This window comes from Kribbella jejuensis (genome assembly GCF_006715085.1).
Lineage (GTDB): Bacteria > Actinomycetota > Actinomycetes > Propionibacteriales > Kribbellaceae > Kribbella > Kribbella jejuensis.
This window is the reverse complement of record NZ_VFMM01000003.1, coordinates 238,330-257,587: the sequence shown is the minus strand read 5'-3', so window position 1 is coordinate 257,587 and position 19,258 is coordinate 238,330. Positions and strand designations below refer to the sequence as shown.

Genomic DNA, 19,258 nt, shown 5'->3' with positions numbered 1-19,258 from the left:
GGTTAGACACGCCTCCCAGGCCGAAGTTGGTTGCATCCCACCTTGCACGCAGCAACAGGTCACCGCTTGGAGGAAAGGCGACCGACAGCGCATGCTCTGTGCATGACGCTGACCAGGCTCTTCGGTCGCGAGGGGGTTCTGCACGAACTGCAGCGCTATCTCGACGAGGTGGACAGCCGCGGCGTCTCGATCGGGCTCACCGGTGAGCCGGGCGTCGGCAAGAGCGCCCTGCAGGCGCGGATCGCGACGTACGCCGAGACCGCCGGCTTCACCGTACTGCGCGCCCGTGGCATCCAGTCGGAGTCCCAACTGCCGTACGCCGTACTGCACCAAGTGCTCGCGCCGATCCTGCCGCGCGTGTCCGGGATGCCTGCGCCGCAACGTCAGTCTCTGCTGGCCGGTTTCGGACTGGTCGAGGCGCCCGAGGTCAACCCGTTCTTCACCTCGCTGGCGGTGCTGGACCTCCTCGTCGAGGCGGCCGCGGAGATCCCTGTCCTGGTCTGCCTCGACGACCTGCAGTGGATGGACCGCGCCTCGGTCGACACGCTGGCGTTCGTGGCGCGGCGGATCGCCGCGGAGCGGGTGATTCTGCTCAGTACCTCACGGTCGGAGTCGCAGCTGCTCGGCGACGACCGGACGACCACCTGGACCCGCGTCGCTGGGCTGGCGGCGGAGGACTCGCAGGCGCTGCTGCGGTACCACGCACCCGACCTGACCTCGGCGCACCGCGACCGCATCGTCGCGCAGTCCGGCGGCAATCCGCTCGCGCTCCTCGAGTTCGCGAGTACGCCGGACACCGGCACGGACGAGGAACTGCCGATGACCGCGCGGCTGGAGCGGGCGTTCACCGCGCGCGCCGACGAGCTGGATCCGGTCGGCCGCGCGGTGGTCGACGTGGCGGCGCTCGACGACGGCGACGAACTGGAACCGGTTCTCGCCGCCGCAGCGATCGTCGCGGGCACCGCAGTCGACCGGGACGCTGTCTGGCGGGTGCTCGAATTCGGCCTGCTCACGCAGTCGGGTTCGGAGTACGCGATCGCCCACCCGCTGATCGGCTCGGCCCTTCGGCGGGCGATGACGCCGGACCGGCGACGGCAGGTGCACGCCGCGCTGGCGACGATCCTGTCCGGCGTACCGGACCGAGCTGTCTGGCATCGGGCCGGTTCGGTGTCCGGGCGCGACGAAGCCGTCGCCGCGGAGCTCGAGGAAGCGGCGGCCGAGGCGCAGCGCCGAGGCGCGTTCGCGACGGCGCTGGCGAGGCTCGAACGAGCGGCCGCGCTGAGTCCCGACCCGCTGGACGAGGCCGGGCGGCTGATCAGCGCCGCTGAACTGGGGTACGAGCTCGGCGGGTTCGCCCAGGTCGAGCAGGTGACCTCCCGGGTCGCCCGGACGACCCTGCGCCCGCGGGACCGGTCACGACTGACCAGGTTGACCGGCGTCTTCCATGACGGTGCCACGAGTGAACCGACCGAGATCCGCCATCTGGTGCAGCTGGCGCGGCGCGCTTCCGGCGACGGTGACGCGGACCTTGCCATGCAGCTGCTGTTCGGAGCCGCGCGCCGGGTGTGGTGGCGCGATCCCGGTGACCTGGTCCGGCGGGACATCGTCAGCGCGACGCACGACGTTTCGGTGCCGTCGGGCGATCCACGCGTGCTCGCCGTACTCGGACTCGCCGACTCGCTCGAGCTGAACGGGGCGGTCATCGAGCAGCTCGACCGGACACCGCCGGACGACGGCGGACGGGCGGACGTCGCGGCGCTGCTCGGCATCGCGGCGTTCTGCGGCGGCGACTTCCTGCGGGCCGACTCCCTGCTGTCGACCGCCGTCAACGACCTGCGCGCCGACGGGCGGTTGAGCCTGCTCGCCGAGGCCCTCGCGATCCGCTCGTGGGCGGAGATCAACCTCGGCGTCTTCGACGTGGCCCGGTCCGCCGACGAGGGGATCCGGCTCGCGGACGAAACCGGCCAGCGGGTCTGGGCCGGTACGGCGCGAATCGCGGCGGCCTTCATCGGCGCCGTCGGCGGGCACTGGAGTGCGCCGCCCGCGCTCCTCCTGCAGGCCGAACAGATCGCACTCCAACTGCCGAACGCGAGCTCGTCGCTGTTGGCCGGAGCGCAGCTCGCCCGCGGCATCGGGGAACTCGCCGCGGATCGGCCCAGCCAGGCGTACGCCGAACTGCATCGGGTGTTCGTACCCACCGACTCGGCCTACCAGCGGGTGCAGCAGGCCTGGACGATCAGCTACCTCGCCGAGGCCGCCACCCGCAGCGGCGTACGTGACGAGGCCACAGGTGTCGTCGACTCGGTCGTGGCACGGGCCAAGGGCTCGCCCGCGATCGGCACCACGATCGCGCTGGAGTACTGCCGAGCCGTGCTGGCCGACGATGCAGTCGCCGATGAGCTGTTCGGTAAGGCGCTCTCCGGCGCGGCGCGCCCGTTCCCGTGGCACCAGGCTCGGCTCCAGCTCGCGTACGGCAGCTGGTTGCGCCGCCGGCGACGCGTCACCGAGTCCCGCGACCCGCTGCGGGCCGCCCGCACCGCGTTCGACGCGCTCGGCGCCAAGCCGTGGGCCGCGCGCGCCGACCAGGAACTGCGAGCGACCGGTGAGCGCGGCTGGCACCCCACGTCCAGTGGGCGCGAGCAGCTGTCCCCGCAGGAGGCACAGATTGCCGAACTGGCTGCTCAGGGCCTGTCCAACCGCGAGATCGGCCAGCGGCTCTTCCTGTCCCACCGCACGGTCGGCTCGCACCTGTACCGGCTGTTCCCGAAGCTCGGAGTGACCAGCCGCCAGCAGTTGGCCGCCGTACTGACCGATCGGCTCAAGGACGTGCAGTCATCCGACTGAAGCCCACAGCGTCCCGGTCGTTTAGCGTCACAGGTACCGCGGTGCGCTTCGGCACCCCGGCAGGACGAGGGAGCCGACTGTGGGAACATCCGTGCTTTTCATTCACGGGCTGTGGCTGCACGCCACGTCGTGGGAACCGTGGCTGGCACGGTTCCGTGACGAGGGGTACGACGTACAGGCCCCGGACTGGCCGGGCGACGGCGAGACCGTCGAGGAGTCCCGCCGGGACCCGGACGCGATCGCGGATCACGGCATCGACGACGTGGTCACCCACTTCGCCGGCCTCATCGACGCGCTGCCCGAACCACCGATCCTGATCGGTCATTCGTTCGGCGGCATGATCGCCCAGAAGCTGCTCGGACAGGACCGGGCGAAGGCCGCGATCGCCATCGACGCCGCCCAGATCAAGGGCGTCCTGCCCGTGCCGCTGTCGGCGCTGCGCGCGACGCTGCCGGTGTTCAAGAACCCGGCCAACAAGCATCGCGCGGTCTCGCTGACCGCCGAGCAGTTCAAGTTCGCCTTCGCCAACGCGGTGTCCGACGAGGAGTCCGCGGAGCTGTACAACCGCTGGACGATCCCCGCGCCCGGCCGGCCGCTGTTCGAGGCGGCCGCGGCCAACTTCAGCCCGCACTCACCCGCCGAGGTGAACACGGGCAACCAAGGACGCGGTCCGCTGCTGCTGATCGCCAGCGGGAAGGACCACACCGTTCCCGAGTCGGTGACCCGGGCGACACTCAAGCAGTACCGGCACTCCGAGGCCGTCACGGAGCTGCAGACGTTCCCGGACCGCGGGCATTCGCTGGTCATCGACTCCGGCTGGGGCGAGATCGCCGACACCTGCCTCACCTGGCTGCGAGGGCAGTCGCTGTGAAGCTCGGTCTGGACGGTAAGACCGCTGTCGTCACGGGCGCCGGCAAGGGCATCGGACTGGCCGTCGCTCGTGCGCTCCGGGAGGAAGGTGCGTTCGTCGGCGCCGGTGCGCTGAACGGGTCGGCCGAGCTGACCTCGTTGACGCAGGACGGCCAGGCGATCTCCGTGCTCGGCGACCTCACCACGGCGGCGGGCTGCCAGGCGCTTGTGGACGAGACCGTGAACCGCTTCGGCGGCATCGACGTACTGGTCAACAACGTCGGCGGTGTCCGGCCGCGGACCGGAGGGTTCGCCGCCGTCACGGACGACGACTGGCAGTGGGCGCTGGAGATCAACCTGCTCTCCGCGGTACGGGCGACGCGGGCCGCGCTCCCGCACTTGATCCGCGCGGCGCCGTCCACGATCGTGACGATCTGCTCGGTCAACGCCGCACTGCCGGATCCGGGCGTGATCGACTACAGCGCCGCGAAGGCCGCACTTCGCAGCTTCTGCAAGTCGTTGTCGAAGGAGGTCGGGCCGGCCGGTGTCCGGGTCAACACCGTCAGCCCCGGTCCGGTCGAGACAGCACTCTGGCTCGGACCGGGCGGGGTCGCGGAGACGATCAGCCGGGCGCAAGGCGTGGACGCTGCCGACGTACGTCAAGCGGCCGTGGCGGACACGCCCACGCGGCGGTTCACGCATCCCGACGAGGTCGCCCAGGTGGTTCTCCTGCTCGCCTCGCCCACCGCGGGCAACATCACCGGTTCCGACGTACTGATCGACGGCGGCATGGTCAGCACGATGTGAAGGCTATGGCGTGACGGAGGACTTCGACGGGCCGGAGTCCGGTACGCCGTCGTAGTCGGGCAGGTCGACGCCGTTGAGGGCCCGGTCGATCAATGCGGTGAACGCCTCCATGTCCGGTTCCGGCGCCGGCTCGGCGTCAGGGTCGGGAGCGGCGAGGCTGTCGACGTGCAGGCGGCCGATCTCCTGGCACGCCTCGACCATCGGGCGCAGGCGCTGCTCGTACGCCGCGAACCCGGCCTCGGGGTCCCAACCCGAGGCCGCGAGTTCGCCGGCCAGCAGATAGGCGCCGACCAGGGCGAGCCCGGTGCCCTGGCCGGACATCGGCGACGCGCTGTACGCCGCGTCGCCGATCAGGCCGACCCGCCCGTCGTGCCAGCGGTCCATCACGACCTGGGCGACCTGGTCGAGGTAGAAGTCCGGGGTGTCGTCCAGGTGCGCGAGAATGCGCGGGGTCAGCCAGCCCAGATCGCCCATCCGCTCCGACAACAGCCGCTTCTGGGCCTCGGTGTCGCGGAAGTCGACGTCCAGTTCGGCCGCGGGGAACGAGAAGATCGCCATCGCCCGGGTCGCGTCCTGGATCGGTCGCAGGCCGGCCGAGCGCCCGGATTCCCGCTCCTGGTACTCGATCATCCAGCGGTCCAGCCCGAACTCGTTCGGCACGCTGTAGAAGGCCAGGACGAGCCCGAGGTGGCGGAGGAACTGCGTACGCGGCCCGAAGATCGTCCCGCGCAGCGCCGAATGCAGCCCGTCGGCGCCGATCACCAGGTCGAACCGCCGCTGGGCGCCGCCCTCGAAGGTCACGTCGACGCCGTCCGCGTCCTGCGTCAGCTCGGCGATCCGGTCGCCGAAGATGTACTCGACACCGTCGCGCGTGTCGTCGTACAGCACCTGCGACAGGTCGCCGCGGAGGATCTCGATCTCCGCGATGTATCCGTCGCCGCCGTCGTCCTCGGCGCGGAAGGTCTCCAGAATGTTCCCGTCGAGGTCGACGGTGTGCGCACCGGCGGTGTCGGTGCGCGCCGCCCGTACGGCGGCATCCAGCCCCATCCGCTCGATCACCTGCTTGGCCACGCCACGCGCGTCCACCGCCTGCCCGCCAGGTCGCAGGCCGGGCGCCCGCTCCACGACGGTCACCTCGGCACCGCGCCTGCGCAACCAGTGCGCCAACGCGGGTCCCGCGATGCTTGCCCCCACCACCAATACCGTCGGATTGCTCACTGCTCCCCCATCCATCCGTGCGGATCAAAGGCCCAGATCGTACTGCGGTTCCCGGTCACCCGCGGGCGCATGGTGGGTAGGACCGTGGGAACCGGGAGATGGTGGCAGCGAGCAAGCGGTTGAAAGACCTGATCGCGGAAGTCGCCCGCTCGTGAGCGGGCGCGACGCGGGGTGGATCCCGCCGATGCTGGCGACGTTGACCGCGGACCGGTTCTCGGATCCCGGCTGGATCTACGAGCGGAAACTCGACGGCGAGCGCTGCCTCGTCCACTCCGAGCGCGGCAAGGTGGCGCTCTACTCGCGCAACCGGCACGAGTTGAACGGCAGCTATCCCGAGCTCGTCGACGCGATCGCCGCGCAGCACGGCGACTTCGTCCTGGACGGCGAGATCGTCGCGTTCGACGGCAACGTCACGAGCTTCGCCCGGCTGCAGCGGCGGATGCAGCTCAAGGAACCGCGGGCCGCCCGGCGCAGCGGTGTTGCCGTGTACCTGTACCTGTTCGACCTGCTCCGGCTGGACGGCCGCGACCTCACCGGACTCGACCTGCGCCGGCGCAAGGCGCTGCTGCGGGAGTCGATCAAGTACGCAGATCCGCTCCGCTACACGGCCCATCGCAACCGCGACGGCGTCGCGTACGCCGAACACGCCTGCCGCCAGGGCTGGGAGGGCATCATCGCGAAACGGGCGGACGCGCCGTACACCGCCGGCCGCTCGAAGGACTGGCTGAAGTTCAAGTGCGTCGCCGAACAGGAGTTCGTGATCGGCGGCTACACCGATCCGCAGGGCAGCCGCACCGGCTTCGGCGCGCTGCTGATCGGGTACTACGACAACGGCGATCTCCGGTACGCCGGAAAGGTCGGCACCGGCTACGACCGGCGCACGCTGGACGAGGTCGGCCGCAGACTGGCGAGGCTCGAACAACGCGAACCGGCCTTCACCAAAGGACATCTGCCGCGCGCCGGAGTGCACTGGGTGAAACCGCGACTGATCGGCCAGGTCGCGTTCTCCGAATGGACCCGCGACGGCCAGCTGCGGCACCCGAGGTTCCAGGGCCTGCGGTTCGACAAGGACCCGCACGACGTCGTCCGGGAGGTGGCCCGATGAAGGTCGGCCGGCGAACGATCGAACTGAGCAAGACCGACAAGGTGCTCTTCCCCGGCGACGGTGTGACGAAGGGCGACCTGGTCGAGTACTACGAGGCGATCGGCCCGTGGATGGTGCCGTACCTGAAACAGCGGCCGCTGTCGCTGGAGCGCTACCCCGACGGCATCGACGGTCAGCAACTCTTCAACCAGAACGCACCCCAGTACTTCCCCGACTGGCTCGAGACGGCGGACGTGGACCGGGTGAACGGGAGCGGCCACGTCCGGCACGCCGTCGTCCGGGACACCGCCTCGCTCGTCTACCTGGCCAATCAGGCCTGCGTCACGCCGCACGCCTGGCTGTCGCGAGCCGACCGGGTGCGCAACCCCGATCAGCTGATCTTCGACCTCGATCCGCCGGACGGTTTCGAATCCGCTCGGCGCGCCGCGTTCGATCTGCGGGAACTGCTCGACGAGTTGGGGCTGCCGACGCTCGTCAAGACCACCGGCGGCAAGGGCCTGCACATCCACGTCCCACTCGACCGTACGGCGGACTTCGACACGGCTCGCACCTTCGCTCGCGAAGTGGCCGGCGTGCTCACCGCCCGGTACCCGAAGCGCTACACGATCGAGCAGCGCAAGAACGCGCGCCGGGGCCGGTTGTACCTGGACATCATGCGCAACGCCTACGGCCAGACCGCAGTACCGCCGTACGCCGTCCGCGCGCGCCCGGGTGCCCCCGTCGCGACGCCGCTCGATTGGAGTGAACTCGACGACGTCCACCCGGACCAGCACACGCTGCGAACCGTGCTCGACCGCTTGGACGGCACCGGCGATCCTTGGCCGCGGCTGCGTGGCCGCTCACTCACCAAGCCCTGGCAGCGCCTGCGCACCATCAATCAGTGAGCGTGCTTCCTCATCAGCACCAGCAGGTTCTGCAAGGCTGTTGCCGAGGTACGTTCGACGACCTCGGCCGGCTCGCCATCGAACTGGTAGTGCTCAGCCTCCTCGCCGGAAGCCGAGCTGACCGCGAGAAACACCGTGCCGGCAGGATTGCCCTCCTCCGGCTCCGGTCCGCCCACACCGGTTGCCGCGACCGCGAAGTCGGCGTCCATCAGTCTCGCGACGCCACGGGCCAGTTGCCGCGCGCAGCGCGCGGTGACGACCGGACCGCGATCGACGTCCAGCACCTTGAACTTGACCTCGGACGCGTACGCGACCACGCCGCCGGCGAACCACGAACTCGCGTTCGGAGCCGCGCCCAGCTGGGAGGCGATCCGGCCGCTGGTCAGCGACTCGGCCACCGCGACCGTCCAGCTGTTCGCACCGGCGATCGTGGCGATCTCCTCGGCGAGTTTCGCGGCGTCGTCGGCGGGTTCTCGAGCAGGTGTCATCCGGCAATTCTCGCCCCTGCGGCTGCGCTGCCTGACGCGCGCCCCCAGGTTTACAACGCTTTCCCACGGGCACCGGCACCACAGAGACCTCGGAGGGGCGGCAATGACAGTCGGTGGCGTGGACACCTATTACGACTACGACGAGCACCAGTGGAAGTACCGTCGGCTCGGCGGCGGACCGGTGCGTCGCAGGGCAGCCTGCCAGCAGCGCCCCGAACCTGATGCCGAGGCAACGCCTCCGTCGCAGCCTCAGCGCTCCCGCGAATCAGCTGACAGCTGACGCCTCCGCCGGGTGCTCGAGCGACGAAGCGGCCTCGCCAGTGGGACGTCAACCACGAGGGCTGGATCTCCGCCCGCGCGGTACGGCGGGCCGCCACGTCGCGTCTGCGGTTACTCGTTCAGGCGTCGAGTTGCTGACGTTGTCCTGAGCCGGTCACGGCGATCCGGCGCGGCTTGGCCTGCTCCGCGATCGGGATCCGCAGGGTCAGAACCCCGGCGTCGTAATGCGCCTCGATCTTCTCGGTGTCGAGCGTCTCACCGAGGAACAGCTGACGGGAGAACACCCCGAGCGGCCGTTCCGCGACCTGCATCTCGACGTTCTCCGGGACCTTCGGTGGGCGCCGCTCCGCCTTCACCGTGAGCACATTGCGTTCGACGTCGAGCTCGATCGCGTCCGGCTCGACACCGGGAAGATCGAACGCGACGACGTACTCGTCCCCCGACCGGTACGCGTCCAGCGGCATCGGGTTCGGCTTGGACCAGGTCCCCTGCCCGCCGCCGGCACCGAAGAACTGCTGGGTGAGGCGGTCGAACTCCCGGAACGGGTCTGTGCGCATCAACATCTGTCTGCACCTCCTGATCATCGACACGACGGTGGTGTCAACACGCACTCCTGTTCTAGCATGTCATCCATCCGATGACAAGTCGGGATGTCAGCATTCCGACGACGCGGCGCCGAGGTGGTGAGGCTGGGTACCGGTGTGACAGCCGAGGAGAGGAGCCGGGGATGGCGCGGGCGATCTGGAGTGGGTACATCACGTTCGGACTGGTCTCGGTACCGGTCGGGATGTACAGCGCCACGCAGGAGCACGAGATCGACTTCCACCAGTTCCAGAAGGGCACCTCGGACAGGATCCGGTACAAGCGGGTGAACGAGCGCACCGGCCGCGAGGTCCCGTACGACAAGATCGTCAAGGGTCACGACGTCGGCAGCGGCGAGTACGTGATCGTCGAGCCCGAGGAACTGGAGGACATAGCCCCGGGCAAGTCGCGGACGCTGGAGATCGACACGTTCGTGGATCTGGACGAGATCGATCCGATGCACTTCCAGAAGAGCTACTACCTGGGCCCGGAGGACGCCGAGAACGCGTCGTCGTACGCGCTGCTCCGCGACGCGCTCGCGAAGACCAACCGGGCCGGGATCGCGAAGTTCGTGATGCGCGGCAAGGAGTACCTGGCCACGATCCGGGCCGACGGCAAGGTTCTCGTGCTCGAGACGATGTTCTTCGCCGACGAGATCCGCGACCCCGACGAGGAACTCGGCGGCCTGCCGCGCAAGTCCGCCACCGGCAAGCAGTTGTCGATGGCGGTCGACCTGATCGAGGCCATGTCGGGCGAGTGGAAGCCGGCCGCGTACAAGGACACCTACACCGAGCGGGTGAAGGAACTGGTCAAGGCCAAGCATGCGGGCAAGGAGGTCGTGTACTCCGAGGAGGAGCCGCAGGCCACCAACCCGAGCGACCTGATCGCCGCCCTCCGGGCCAGCGTCGAATCCGCCCGCAAGGCCCGCACCGCCACAAAAACCCGGGCCAAGAAGACCACCGCCAAAAAGAGCACCGCGAAAAAGACGGCCGCAAAGAAAACTACGGCCAAGAAGACAACTGCCAAGAAAACCGCAAAGAAACAGAAGCGCGCCGCCTGACCCGAAATATCAGGCATAGTTGGCGTGTCGGTGGATGACCTTCCAGTCGCCGTTCTCGCGTCGCCAGATGTAGGTGACCCGCAACGAGTAGTCCTGCACCGGACCGGGATCGAACGTGACGTGCTCGTAGCCGACGGTGTAGGCCAGGTCACCACTGACGCCCGTCGCGACGAGTTCGAAGTCGAACGACCGGCACGGGACGATCTGCGTCACCACGTCCGCGAACGTCCGCCGCACGTCGTCGCTACCTGACACGCAGGCACCGCCACCACCGAACAGCGTGACCGGGTCCCGGCTCGACCACAGGGCAAGCCGGGCGTCGAGGTCGCCGTGGTGCCACGCGGTCTCGGTGCAGAGCTGGCGCGGCAGCGCGGTGTCGAGGAAGGCGGTGAGCTCGTCCATCATCGGGGTCCTGTCGGGAACGAGGCGTCGCCGTGGCGATGGACGATCCGCCACTCGCCGTCCTCGCGCCGGTAGACGTGCGTTACGCGGATGACGCTCGGGCCCGCCGGAGCGCCCGCGATACGCATCGTGGACCGCTCGAACCCGACCGTGTACGCCAGGTCTCCACTGACTCCGGCCGCCAGCAGCTCGAACCCGTACTCCGTGCAGTCCGAGAACTGCGTTGAGATCCACCGGAAGATCTCGGTGACGCGCTCCGAACCGCTGCCGGTCCCCTGGGCTCCGGCGGCGCCGAGCAACGTCACCGGTTCGACGGTCGACCACATCGCGATCCGTGGTTCCGGATCGCCGTTGCGGATAGCCCGTTCCTCCGCCTCCTGGCGCGGCAGGATGTCGGCGAGGAACTCGTCGACCTCGTTGCGGGTGGTCGGTGTCTGGGTCATGTCGTTCGCCTCCTAGCGGTTGTCCGAAACGTAGGCGGCGACTCCGCCCACTGACATCCGGTGGAGTACTCAACGAGGTACTCAGACGCCGGTACGGGCGATCCAGGCGGCGATCTGGCTGCGGTTGGCGAACCCGAGCTTGGCGAGGATGTGCTGGACGTGGTTCTCCGCGGTGCGCTCGGAGATGACCAGCTTCTCGGCGATCCGGCGGTTGGTGAGCCCCTGGCCGACCAGCCGGGCGACCTCGGCCTCCCGCTCGCTGAGCGCCGATGAGCGGTCGAGGCGGGTGACGAGAGCCGCCGTACGGTCCGTGTAGGCGGCCATCCCCAACGCCCGGACGCGCCGATCCGCGTCCGCTGCGAGAGTCGTTGCCCGCTCGGAGTCACCTGCGTCGAGCAGCGCGACCGCCAAGTGGTAGCGCGCTTCAGCGGCGAAGCCTTCCGCGCCGGCCCGGTCGGCCTGCTCGACGGCCGCCTCGAGCAGCTTCACAGCGCGGGTGTGATCGCCCAGTACGTCGGCACCGCGTCCGAGGATCAGGTCGACCGGACCGAGGTAGACCACACCGTTGCCTCCGGTCACGTGCCGGCCGCGATACGGCTCCAGCAACCCGAGCAGGCAGGCGACGTCGTCGGTCCGGCCGATGCCTTCGGCAACCAACACGCCGTAGCTGTGGGCAGGGAGTACGAAGAACGGTGGCAGCACCCAGGTCGCGGGCGGACCCACCCGCCGGTACGCCGCCGCGGCGGCCTCGACCCGGCCGGCACAGAGCAGCAGGAAGGCGTGGTGCAGACGAGTCATCGTGACGAACGGCGGTGGTGGATCCAACGGTTCTTCCACGTATGCCGCAGCGTCTTCCGTGATCCCGACGTGCCTGGCCAGCGCACAGTGCAAGGCGAAGTACCGGCCTGCTGCGGGCGTGGGTTCGATGATGCGCATCCGCTCGAAGGCTCGCCGGCCGGCCACGGCCGCGTCACCGAACCGGCCCCTTGCCTGGGACACACAGGCGACCACCCGGTCGAGATGCCAGGCGCCGACAGGTCCCCCGACCCGCCCGGCCGCGACCCGTAGCGCCGCGAGTTCGGAGGCGGCGTCAGGCAGCCGCCCGTCCTCGACGAGCGCGCCGATGCGCCAGATCTGTCCCCACATCGCCAGCCGTGCGTCATCGGTCCGCCGGGCGAGGCTCAGCATCTCGGCCGCCAACTCCAGCCGTTCCGGCACGCCCGTCGGCGTCGGGCATGCCTCCTGCCGGGCGTACAGCGCCTCGGTGAGGGCCCCGTCGTCGGCGCACGTCCGGGCCAGCTCGAGCGCCTCGCGACTCAAGGAGGCGGTGAGCTGCAGGTCACCGTCGTACAGCGCGAGGTGGGCGCGCTGGGCGAGCAACCGCGCTCGCAGCGCCACGTCGCTGTCGTCGGAGAGCACCGCCAACGCCTCGTCGCACAGCAGCTTGGCGAGCCCGCGAAGGTCCGGCGTCGGCTCGACCACGAGCGCCGCCTGCGCCATGAGCTCGGGGCTCGCCATCCGGCGGGCGAGGTTCATCGCGGCCACAGCTGCGTCGCCACAGGCCTCGGGATCGCCCGCGAAGTACGCCGAACGGCCCAGCGCGACCAGCAGCCGGTGACGCTCGACGGTCGACAGGCTCTCGTCGTACCCGAGAGCAGTTCGGTACAGCCGTACTCCCTCCTCGTACGCCAGCCGACGGACCGCGTCGTCCGCCGCGCGTGCCGCCCAGGCTCGCGCCGTGGATGCTTCGCCGTACGGCGCGAGGCACGCCCAGTGCCGGGCGATGTCGGCGAGATGCTCGGACAGGTCGTCGGCGTACCGTTCCCGTAAGGCGTCCGCGACGGCGCGGTGCAGCGCGAGCCGTTCGGCCGTGGCGAGCGTCGCCTCGACAGCATCGCGAGTGAGGACGTGGACGAACCGGTAGTCCCCACCGGTGCGGTCGATCAGCCCGTGCTCGACCGCCTCGTCGACGGCCGGGAGCAGACGTTCGATCGGCTCGTTCCGGGCGGCCGCGACCAGGCCGAGCTGGAAGTCGCGGCCTACTGTCGCGGCGGCTTGCAGCATCGCTCGGCAGTCGGCGGAGACCCGGCTCAGCCGGGCCTGGACGACGTCGAGCACGCTCCGCGGCGGCCGGCTGGGCCGCCACGTTCCGTCGAGCATCGCCCGGGCCACCTCGCGGACGAACAACGGATTGCCACCGGTCACCTCGGACACCGCGGCCGCGTCGACCCCTGCCGCAAGAGCGGCCAGCTGCTCGCGTATCTCGTCGGCGCCGAACGGCCGCAGCTCGATGCGCTCGAGTGCGGGCGTACCCATCAGCTCGGGAAGCACCCGCGGGAGCTCGGCGGCACGGTACGTCGCGAAGACGAGCAGCCGCTGGTCCGCGACGCGATCCGCGAGGTGGCGAAGTACGAGCAGTGAGGGCTCGTCGCAGCGGTGGATGTCATCGAGAACGACGAGCAGCGGGTTGTGCTCGGCCGCCTGCCGGAGCGCGTCGCTCACGTCCTCCAACAGCGTGAAGCGATCGGCCCGGCCGGCGAACACCACGTCCGGCTCCACCTCGATCGCGCGCAGGACCTGACGCCACGGCCAGAACGCGGGTGCACCCTCCACCTCCGGACACCGCCCCCACGCGACCGTCCACTCGCCGGCAAGCGCGATCCGGCCGGCCTCCTGGGCCAGCCTGGACTTGCCGATCCCCGCCTCGCCAGAACACAGCACGACCCGCCCCGCACCGGCCCGGGCGGCAGCGAGCCACCCGCGCAGCGCATCAAGCTCCCGCCGCCGCCCGACCATCCCCTCCGCGACCCACACACCCCACCATCCCAGCCTCGCCTGCCGACCGGAAGAGCATCATGGGACAGTGAGCTTGCCTGTTGTGCTTGTGCATGGATGGCCGGTGACCGAGGCGCACTGGCGAGAACTGGTGCCACGTCTCCTGGCCCACGGATTCATGCCCGTGCCGATCACGCTGCCCGGGCTCGGGAAGCCCGCGGGGAACATGAGCAGTTTCAGGAAGACTGATCTCGCGCGCTGGCTGGGGAACGAGGTCGGCGGACTCACGCGGTTCTCGATCGTCGGCCATGACTGGGGTGGCACGGTCGCACTCTTGCTGGCCGCGGCGATGCCGGAGTCGGTGAACGCGGTCGTGATCGAGGAGGAGGTCCTCCCCGGGATCGACGTCGACATCCCGGCACCGGGCGCCGGGCACTATCCGTCCTGGCACGGCCCGTTCAATCGCGCACCGGGCCTGGCCGAACAGCTCGTGCCCGGCCGGGAGGACGCGTACTACGGCACCTTCCTCCAGCAGAGCGCCGGCCCTGCCGGGCTGGATCCGGACGCGGTCCGGTCGTACGTCGACGCCTACGTCGGCGTCCTGGAAGCGGGACTCGGCTACTACCGGTCGCGCGCCGACGACATCGCCGACGTGCGGCGGCTCGAAGACAACCCGATCCACACGCCGGTGCTGGCGGTCGGCGGGCGCTACGCCATTGGGCATGCCGTAGCCGACGGGCTGCGAACCCTCGCGACAAACGTCACCGGCATCGTCCTGGAGGAATTGGGCCACTACCCCGCGGAGCAACAGCCAGCACTGACAGCCGAAGTGATCGTCGACTTTTTACTTCGTGCGGGCGGCGACGGCGCGTAGGTGTTGGGGGTGGGGTTTGAGGACGTGGTCGGCGTACTCGGGGTGTTTGGGGAGCCAGGCCGTGACGTACGGGCAGACCGGGACGATCGTGTAGCCGTGGGCGATCACGTCGTCGACCACGGCACGAACCAGTACGGACGCCAGACCCTGGCCGCTGTACTCGTCCGAGACGGCGGTGTGGAAGAGGACCCGCTGGACGTCGTCGCCGGATTCGACGTCGACGTAGTCCTCTTCGCCGATCACCTGGTCCGCGGCCTCGTGGTCGACCAGGACGTACCGGGATTCCTCCGGCCGGCTCTGTACTTCGAAACGCTCGTCGCTCATGGTCGTCCTTCCGGTCGGGAGCTCACGGGATCAGCTTGCCGTCGGCATCGCGCGGACGGACCGGGTGCTCGCTGAGGATCGAGATACGGTTGAACGCGTTGATCGTGACGGTCACCCATTCGGCCGCGACGAACGCATCCTCGCCGAGGATCGCCCGTGCCGCTTCCAGGTCCGCGCGCCGGTCGTCGGTCAGCGGAAGCAGCGTGCCCGCCTCGGCGACCGCGAGCACGGCGGTCTCCCGATCGGTGTAGAGGTCGGTCTCCCGCCAGGCCGGCAGTACCGCCAGCTTCTGGTCCGGGATCCCGGCCTGCCGCGCCTTCCGAGAGTGGACGTCCAAGCAGGACGCACAACCGTTCAGCTGCGAGCACCGCAGGTTGAGGAACTCGATCTCCTGCTCGGTCAGCCCCCGCTCGAGCGCCGCGGACCGAATCGCTTCCACGTACGCGCGCGCCGCCAGCCAAGCCTCAGGCATCACCTTGTCCAGAAACGGTCGCACCCTCCGCATAGTAACGCCCTACTGCCGCTCGACTTTCTCCGCGACCGAGTGCCGGATGAAGGTGGCTGCGACCAGGCCGAGGCCCCAGCCGCCCAGTACGTCCGTCGGCCAGTGAAAGTGGAGGGCGACGGTGGAGACGCCGACCGCTGCGGAGATCAGCGGGATGAACCAAGCGGTGAAAGCGGCGAGCCGGCTGCCGGGAGGGACGATGACGGCCGCGGCGATGGTCAGTAGAGCGAGACTGCCTGCGGTGTGGCCGGAGGGAAAGGACATGCCATGTGCCTCGAGGTCGTCGACCCCTGAGCGTGGCGCCGTACGGCCGATGGTTGCCTTCGCCAACCAGATCGCGGCCTCGACCGCGACGAAACACGCGGCGGCCCGCAGCAGCAGGCGCATGGTTCCGCGACGCAGCAGATGGACCACCACCGCACTGAGCAGCGCGACCACGAGCACCCAGACGCCGCCGATGTCGGACACCAGTCGCCAGCCGAGCGGCTGATGGACGTACGGCTCGGCACCCATCAGTAGCGAACGGTCCCACCGCCGTAACGGCCCGTCGAACACGACGTCCGCCAGCGCCCACAGGAACACCACCGCGCCAATCACGATGGGTAGCTTCGGGGGCGTTCTGTGGTCGGCCATGGTCCGAGCGTAGTCAGCCGCCTGAAGTGTCAACCGCCACGACAGCCCCGGCGTCGAACAGACGTGGGAGCCACTCCGCGCCGCGCAGATCGCCGGACGTTCCGCGCCAGGAACAGTTCGCAGGCGATCCTGCTGACCGTGCTGAGCGCGATCCTTCCCGGCCTCGGATTCCTGCTCGCCGGCCGCCGACGGCTCGGAACGATCGTGCTGTCCGCGACCGCCGCCCTCCTCGGCGCCGCCGCGTACTTCGGCCTCGCGCGACGAGACGTGATCCTCCGGCTGGCGGTCGCTCCGAACCGCTTGCTGGTGGCAACCGGACTCGTTGTGGTCCTCGCCGTCGCGTGGATCTGGGTCGTCGTCGCGTCCCACAAGCTCCTGCGCCCGCTCACCCCGACGTCCATCGGCCGGTTGGCCGGCGCGCTGGTCGTCGGCCTGGTGTGCTTCGGGATCGCCGTACCCTCGACCATCGCGGCGCAGACCGTGATGGCGCAGCGCAACCTCGTCGGCAGCGTGTTCCAGTCCGAAGGTACGTCGAAGTCCGCGACCCGCCCCACGGTGAACGCGAAGGACCCGTGGGCGGACACACCGCGGCTGAACATCCTGCTGCTGGGCGCCGACGACGGCGCGGGCCGGACCGGCACCCGGACCGACACCGTGATCGTCGCGTCGATCGACACCCGGACCGGAGCAACCAAGCTGATCTCGCTGAGCCGGAACTGGATGCGAATGCCGTTCCCGGTCAACTCGCCCCTGCACAAGGTGTATCCGAACGGTTTCTGGGACCCCAGCCTCGGCGACGGCGAGCAACCGCAGTACTACCTCGACGCGATGTACGACACGATCCCGAAGAAGTACCCCGGCATCCTCGGCCCGACCGACAACGAAGGCGCCGACGCGGTCAAGCTGGCCGCGAGCGCGGCGCTCGGCCTGAAGATCGACTACTACGTCCAGGTGAACCTGGCCGGCTTCCAGCAGATCGTCGACGCGGTCGGCGGGATCACCGTGAACGTCAACTACCCGGTGCCGATCGGCGGCGAGTACGGCATCGGTCCCGGGGCGAACGCGCCGAAGAAGCCGTCCGGCTACATCGAGCCCGGCCCGAACCAGCACCTCGACGGCTACCACGCGCTGTGGTTCGCCCGCGGCAGGTACGGGCTGAGCGACCCGTCCCGCCAGGAACGCCAGCGCTGCACGATCCATGCCCTCGTCAACAGTGTCTCCCCCGCGACGCTGCTCACCCAGTACCGGCAGCTCGCGGCCGCGAGCCGGCAGATGCTGCGTACCGATATTCCGCAGGAACTCCTGCCCGCGCTGATCCAGCTCGGACTGAAGGTCAAGAAGGCCGGCGTGTCCAGCATCGATCTCGACGGCGCGAAGAATTTCCCGAGCGGTCGCGATCCCGATTACGCGGCCATGCGCGAAATCATCCGGAACGCACTCGCCGCCCCCAAACCGCATCGATCGACCACGACGTCGAAGAAGCCGGCCACCACCACACAGAGCACCCAGAGCACCCAGAGCCTGGACGACGCCTGCGCCTACCACCCGCAAGCGAACGGCGCCTGAGCACTTGCCCACCTGACGTCGCGAGCGCAAGCTGGCCTCAGGGGGCGATCCGCCATGGACGTTTCACACAGCGGTGATGCACGGGCAACTCTTCGCGACGACCACGTTCTGAGGTACACGCGGGTCCTGTCCTTGTGCATCGTGCCGTTCCTGGTCGCGGGCTTCGTCATCCTGTACTTCTTCCCGCAGCACACTGCCCACCTGTGGGCGTGGCCGCTGCGGCCGAGCATGACCTCGATGGTCCTCGCGTCGGCGTACCTCGGCGGCAGCTACTTCTTCGTTCGCGCCGCGCTTGAGCGCCGCTGGCACGTGCTCTCCCCCGGTTTGTTGTCGGTGACAACGTTCGCCACGCTGCTCGGGGTGGCGACCGTGCTGCACTGGAACAAGTTCAGTCACGGCAACCCGGCCTTCTGGATCTGGACGGCGCTGTACTTCGCGGCACCGTTCCTCGTCCTCGGCGCCTGGCTCGCCAACCGCCGGTACGCCGATCCCGCGCCGGACGGCCTGCTTCCACCGGCGATGCGCGCCGTGGTCACGGCCATCGGCGTACTCGCGGTCGTGCAAGGCGCCGCCATGTATCTCTCGCCGGCCACCTTCATTCCGTTGTGGCCGTGGACGCTTACGCCGCTGTCCTGCCGGACTCTGGCAGCTGTCAGCTGTCTCGGCGGTGCCGGGCTGGGCTTCTGGCGTGCCGGTCGCTGGTCGACTCTGCGCCGGATGCTCGAGGTCGAGATCGTCATGGTCGGCGCGATCCTGCTGGCCGCGCTCCGGGCGCGCCAGCAGTTCGACGCATCCAAGCCACTCGCCTGGCCGTTGCTGATCGGCTTCTCGGCGCTGTTCCTGCTCTCGGTCGTCGCCCGCGTCGTCAGACGCGGTGCGTCCGGCGATAGCCGGATGGCGGCTGACCTGTCTGGTTGGTGAAGACCCGGCTGAGGTAGAACGCGCTTCGGTAGCCGGTTTGCCCGGCGATCGTCTGCAACTTGTCGTTGGTCTCGGCAAGCAGTTGCCGGACCTTCCGCAAGCGGATCGCGCGAAGGTACTCGACCGGCGTGACAGCGTGGACGGCTTTGAACCGGCGAGACAGTTGAGCGGCGCTGATGCCCAGCAGTTCGGCCAGCTCGCCCAGCGAGAGGTCCGGCGCGGAGAAGTGGTCGTGCAGATAGGTCGTTGCCTCCTGCACCAGCTTGTCCGCGGGCTCGTCCCGCTGCGAGCGCAGCGCCATCAGCACGAGGTCGGCGACGACGTGCGTCGCGATCAGGTCGGTGAAGTTGTCCTCCAGAATCGCCAGGTCGGCGCGCAGGCGATCGAGGTCGCGGAGCCGCGTGCGGCCGGCCGGTGGCCGCAGCGAGGTGCTGAAGCGGGCGTGGAAGATGGCCGCCGGGCTGTGCATCCTCCGCTGCAACGACCCGCCGGGCGGGCAGAACACGATGTCCCCGAACCTTGCCGTTCCGGGCGGTACCCCCGTCACTTCGAACGCGAAGGCGCCGTTCCTCGGCAGCAGCAGCGCCCACGTCTCGTAGGTGTCGATGGCCAGCGTGAACCGCTCGCGGCGTGGCGCAAGCAGGTAACCGTCCAGCGTCAGCATGGCAAAAAAGTACATGGAGATGCTCAGAACAGCTA

Annotated in this window: 19 protein-coding genes; 9 read left to right on the top strand and 10 right to left on the bottom strand. The window is 69.5% G+C overall.

Annotated elements, in window-relative coordinates; translation table 11 throughout:
* The first annotated feature begins 102 nt into the window (after positions 1-102).
* The 3 genes from FB475_RS28870 (at position 103) to FB475_RS28860 (ending at position 4,500) form a co-directional block, all read left to right on the top strand.
* The gene (locus tag FB475_RS28870) at positions 103-2,844 is read left to right on the top strand and encodes an AAA family ATPase (protein ID WP_141860260.1); all 2,742 of its coding nucleotides are present in this window, start codon (positions 103-105) and stop codon (positions 2,842-2,844) included.
* A gap of 91 nt (positions 2,845-2,935) precedes the next feature.
* Positions 2,936-3,715, top strand: coding sequence for an alpha/beta hydrolase (locus tag FB475_RS28865; RefSeq protein WP_238332500.1), 780 nt, complete (start codon positions 2,936-2,938; stop codon positions 3,713-3,715).
* On the top strand, positions 3,712-4,500 hold the full coding sequence (locus tag FB475_RS28860) for an SDR family NAD(P)-dependent oxidoreductase (RefSeq protein WP_141860256.1): 789 nt from the start codon (positions 3,712-3,714) through the stop codon (positions 4,498-4,500). The genes FB475_RS28865 and FB475_RS28860 overlap by 4 nt, the downstream gene beginning before the upstream one ends.
* Positions 4,501-4,503: 3 nt before the next feature.
* On the opposite strand, the gene FB475_RS28855 is transcribed toward FB475_RS28860, so the two are convergent.
* Entirely contained in the window at positions 4,504-5,694 is a 1,191-nt protein-coding gene (locus FB475_RS28855; RefSeq protein ID WP_202878585.1) for an FAD-dependent monooxygenase, read from the bottom strand.
* A gap of 175 nt (positions 5,695-5,869) precedes the next feature.
* On the opposite strand from FB475_RS28855, the gene ligD (FB475_RS28850) reads away from it, so the two are divergent.
* The gene (gene ligD, locus FB475_RS28850; RefSeq protein ID WP_141860254.1) at positions 5,870-6,823 is read left to right on the top strand and encodes a non-homologous end-joining DNA ligase; all 954 of its coding nucleotides are present in this window, start codon (positions 5,870-5,872) and stop codon (positions 6,821-6,823) included.
* Positions 6,820-7,707, top strand: coding sequence for a non-homologous end-joining DNA ligase (gene ligD, locus FB475_RS28845; RefSeq protein ID WP_141860252.1), 888 nt, complete (start codon positions 6,820-6,822; stop codon positions 7,705-7,707). The genes ligD (FB475_RS28850) and ligD (FB475_RS28845) overlap by 4 nt, the downstream gene beginning before the upstream one ends.
* Here ligD (FB475_RS28845) and FB475_RS28840 read toward each other — a convergent pair.
* A complete protein-coding gene (locus FB475_RS28840) occupies positions 7,701-8,195 on the bottom strand; it encodes a CinA family protein (RefSeq protein WP_141860250.1) in 495 nt (164 codons plus the stop codon). The two genes, ligD (FB475_RS28845) and FB475_RS28840, sit on opposite strands and share 7 nt — an antisense overlap.
* 398 nt (positions 8,196-8,593) lie before the next feature.
* Entirely contained in the window at positions 8,594-9,037 is a 444-nt protein-coding gene (locus FB475_RS28835; protein ID WP_141860248.1) for an Hsp20/alpha crystallin family protein, read from the bottom strand.
* Positions 9,038-9,201: 164 nt separating this feature from the next.
* Between FB475_RS28835 and ku the strand changes: the two genes are divergently transcribed.
* Positions 9,202-10,116 (top strand): non-homologous end joining protein Ku, encoded by a 915-nt coding sequence (gene ku, locus FB475_RS28830; protein ID WP_141860246.1) that lies wholly within the window; start codon positions 9,202-9,204, stop codon positions 10,114-10,116.
* Between the two features lie 9 nt (positions 10,117-10,125).
* Here ku and FB475_RS28825 read toward each other — a convergent pair whose 3' ends face one another.
* The 3 genes from FB475_RS28825 to FB475_RS28815 all read right to left on the bottom strand — a co-directional run bounded on the left by FB475_RS28825 (position 10,126) and on the right by FB475_RS28815 (position 13,775).
* Positions 10,126-10,521, bottom strand: a complete 396-nt coding sequence (locus FB475_RS28825) for a YybH family protein (RefSeq protein WP_141860244.1) — start codon at positions 10,519-10,521, stop codon at positions 10,126-10,128.
* Positions 10,518-10,961, bottom strand: a complete 444-nt coding sequence (locus FB475_RS28820) for a YybH family protein (RefSeq protein ID WP_141860242.1) — start codon at positions 10,959-10,961, stop codon at positions 10,518-10,520. The genes FB475_RS28825 and FB475_RS28820 overlap by 4 nt, the downstream gene beginning before the upstream one ends.
* A gap of 81 nt (positions 10,962-11,042) precedes the next feature.
* Entirely contained in the window at positions 11,043-13,775 is a 2,733-nt protein-coding gene (locus tag FB475_RS28815; RefSeq protein ID WP_202878584.1) for a helix-turn-helix transcriptional regulator, read from the bottom strand.
* 49 nt (positions 13,776-13,824) lie between these two features.
* Here FB475_RS28815 and FB475_RS28810 point away from each other — a divergent pair, with 49 nt between their 5' ends.
* A complete protein-coding gene (locus FB475_RS28810; RefSeq protein ID WP_337678225.1) occupies positions 13,825-14,610 on the top strand; it encodes an alpha/beta fold hydrolase in 786 nt (261 codons plus the stop codon).
* Here the strand turns inward: FB475_RS28810 and FB475_RS28805 are convergent.
* The 3 genes from FB475_RS28805 to FB475_RS28795 are packed head-to-tail and all read right to left on the bottom strand — an operon-like array spanning position 14,581 to position 16,072.
* On the bottom strand, positions 14,581-14,934 hold the full coding sequence (locus FB475_RS28805) for a GNAT family N-acetyltransferase (RefSeq protein WP_141860240.1): 354 nt from the start codon (positions 14,932-14,934) through the stop codon (positions 14,581-14,583). The genes FB475_RS28810 and FB475_RS28805 overlap by 30 nt on opposite strands.
* Positions 14,935-14,956: 22 nt before the next feature.
* Positions 14,957-15,430 carry a carboxymuconolactone decarboxylase family protein gene (locus FB475_RS28800; RefSeq protein ID WP_141860238.1) on the bottom strand — a complete coding sequence of 158 codons (474 nt, stop codon included), beginning with the start codon at positions 15,428-15,430 and terminating at the stop codon, positions 14,957-14,959.
* An 18-nt stretch (positions 15,431-15,448) separates the two neighbouring features.
* The gene (locus FB475_RS28795) at positions 15,449-16,072 is read right to left on the bottom strand and encodes a phosphatase PAP2 family protein (RefSeq protein ID WP_141860236.1); all 624 of its coding nucleotides are present in this window, start codon (positions 16,070-16,072) and stop codon (positions 15,449-15,451) included.
* A 63-nt stretch (positions 16,073-16,135) separates the two neighbouring features.
* On the opposite strand from FB475_RS28795, the gene FB475_RS28790 reads away from it, so the two are divergent.
* Positions 16,136-17,638 (top strand): LCP family protein, encoded by a 1,503-nt coding sequence (locus FB475_RS28790; RefSeq protein WP_238332499.1) that lies wholly within the window; start codon positions 16,136-16,138, stop codon positions 17,636-17,638.
* A 54-nt stretch (positions 17,639-17,692) separates the two neighbouring features.
* Positions 17,693-18,559 (top strand): hypothetical protein, encoded by an 867-nt coding sequence (locus FB475_RS28785; protein WP_141860234.1) that lies wholly within the window; start codon positions 17,693-17,695, stop codon positions 18,557-18,559.
* On the opposite strand, the gene FB475_RS28780 is transcribed toward FB475_RS28785, so the two are convergent.
* Positions 18,504-19,223 carry a helix-turn-helix domain-containing protein gene (locus tag FB475_RS28780; RefSeq protein WP_141860232.1) on the bottom strand — a complete coding sequence of 240 codons (720 nt, stop codon included), beginning with the start codon at positions 19,221-19,223 and terminating at the stop codon, positions 18,504-18,506. The genes FB475_RS28785 and FB475_RS28780 overlap by 56 nt on opposite strands.
* Positions 19,224-19,258: the final 35 nt, after the last annotated feature.

What these genes read in the sequence shown, in the direction of transcription:
- FB475_RS28835 (WP_141860248.1), bottom strand. Translation starts at nt 9,037, where the DNA reads ATGTTGATGCGCACAGACCCGTTCCGGGAGTTCGACCGCCTCACCCAG.
- ku (WP_141860246.1), top strand. Translation starts at nt 9,202, where the DNA reads ATGGCGCGGGCGATCTGGAGTGGGTACATCACGTTCGGACTGGTCTCG.
- FB475_RS28805 (WP_141860240.1), bottom strand. Translation starts at nt 14,934, where the DNA reads ATGAGCGACGAGCGTTTCGAAGTACAGAGCCGGCCGGAGGAATCCCGG.
- FB475_RS28840 (WP_141860250.1), bottom strand. Translation starts at nt 8,195, where the DNA reads ATGACACCTGCTCGAGAACCCGCCGACGACGCCGCGAAACTCGCCGAG.
- FB475_RS28780 (WP_141860232.1), bottom strand. Translation starts at nt 19,223, where the DNA reads ATGCTGACGCTGGACGGTTACCTGCTTGCGCCACGCCGCGAGCGGTTC.
- FB475_RS28825 (WP_141860244.1), bottom strand. Translation starts at nt 10,521, where the DNA reads ATGATGGACGAGCTCACCGCCTTCCTCGACACCGCGCTGCCGCGCCAG.
- FB475_RS28820 (WP_141860242.1), bottom strand. Translation starts at nt 10,961, where the DNA reads ATGACCCAGACACCGACCACCCGCAACGAGGTCGACGAGTTCCTCGCC.
- FB475_RS28795 (WP_141860236.1), bottom strand. Translation starts at nt 16,072, where the DNA reads ATGGCCGACCACAGAACGCCCCCGAAGCTACCCATCGTGATTGGCGCG.
- FB475_RS28785 (WP_141860234.1), top strand. Translation starts at nt 17,693, where the DNA reads ATGGACGTTTCACACAGCGGTGATGCACGGGCAACTCTTCGCGACGAC.
- FB475_RS28870 (WP_141860260.1), top strand. Translation starts at nt 103, where the DNA reads ATGACGCTGACCAGGCTCTTCGGTCGCGAGGGGGTTCTGCACGAACTG.
- ligD (WP_141860252.1), top strand. Translation starts at nt 6,820, where the DNA reads ATGAAGGTCGGCCGGCGAACGATCGAACTGAGCAAGACCGACAAGGTG.